This is a genomic window from Mesorhizobium sp. M7A.F.Ca.US.006.04.2.1 (assembly GCF_004022915.1).
GTDB classification, from domain to species: Bacteria; Pseudomonadota; Alphaproteobacteria; order Rhizobiales; family Rhizobiaceae; genus Mesorhizobium; species Mesorhizobium ciceri.
The window spans coordinates 1-1,396 of record NZ_RZQA01001209.1; the positions used below are offsets into that span (position 1 = coordinate 1).

The window sequence follows — 1,396 nt, forward strand, 5'->3', positions numbered from 1 at the left end:
GTCTTGCCATGGTCGACGTGGCCAATCGTGCCGATGTTCACGTGAGGCTTGTTACGCTCGAATTTACCTTTTGCCATTGTCTCTTTCCTTGGACGGCCCGGATCTTCAGTTCGGTCGAAGACCTTCAGTTCAGTCGAATGCGGGGCGATTAGCGACAAAGGCCAAAAAACACAAGCGTCTTTTGGCCGGGTGCCGTCTCACTCAGTCCGAACCATCGATCCGATTGCGGGGATGTGGCGCTGATATAGGAAGGCTCCGGGCAAAATGAAGGGGTAGCGGCCGACCGATCGAGGCCGCGAAAGCGCCGGCCTGCTTGCCCGGCCCTGTCTGAATCATGGCCAGGCCATGGACCATTGCCGCCGCCATCCGCCTCTGATCTTGTGGCCGGATGCATTTCATCCCTGCCTCTATCCGCGGCCCGCTGTTCATGATCGTCTCGACGGGGTCGTATCTCGTCAACGACACGATGATGAAGCTCGCGACGGCGGGCCTGCCGTCTTATGAGGTGCTGTTTCTGCGGGGTGCCGCGGCGGCCCTCTGGGGCTTCCCGCTGCTGTTCGCGCTGGGCTACGGCAAGCAGATCCCGCTGATCTTCGACAAGCGCGTCCTGAGCCGGAACGTGCTCGAGCTGGCGGCGATCCTTTGCTATGTGGTCGCGCTCGCCAACATGCAGATCGCCGATTCCACCGCGCTCGGCCAGATCACGCCGCTCTTGATGCTGGTTGGCTCCTCGATCCTGTTTGGCGAGCGGATCGGCGGCCGGCGCATGGCGCTGATCGGGCTCGGCTTCGTCGGCGCGCTGATGGTGGCGCAGCCGACCATGCAAGGCATTTCGGTCTATGCCCTGCTGGCGCTCGGCAACGCAGCCCTTGCAGCGGCGCGCGACCTAGCCGGCCGGCGGGTCTCGGCCGAGGTGCCGGGAATGATCGTGGCGATTTCCGCCGTCGTGGTGGTGCTGATCGGCGCCGGCGCCGCGCATCTTGTTTCCGAGCGCTGGGTCATGCCCGGGGCGCATCACCTGCTGCTGATGGCAGGTGCTGGATTTTTCCTGATCTTCGGCCACTTCTTCATCTTCATGGCCTATCGCGTCGGACCGACCAGCGCCGTGGCGCCGTTCTACTATTGCTTCACCGTCTGGGCGGTCATTTCGGGCCTGCTGGTGTTCGGGCAATTCCCCAACACACTGGCGGTCTGTGGCATCCTGCTGGTCGTCGGCAGCGGGCTGACCATCGTGTCGCTGGATCAGCGCCACCGCCGGTTGGCCGTCGTCGCCTAGCCTCGTTTCATTGCGGGAACGCCGATCTTTGTTTTCGGCGCCCCGATGCCATAGGCAAGCCACAGCCGGGCATACCGGCCTGAAGCCGGTCTTGCCTTCAGAAACTCGAAACCTCAGACG

Annotated in this window: 1 protein-coding gene; it reads left to right on the forward strand. The window is 63.1% G+C overall.

Going from position 1 to position 1,396, the window contains the following annotated elements; all coding sequences use genetic code 11:
- Window positions 1-388 precede the first annotated feature (388 nt).
- Window positions 389-1,276 (forward strand): DMT family transporter, encoded by an 888-nt coding sequence (locus tag EN925_RS35870; RefSeq protein WP_128337370.1) that lies wholly within the window; start codon window positions 389-391, stop codon window positions 1,274-1,276.
- Window positions 1,277-1,396: the final 120 nt, after the last annotated feature.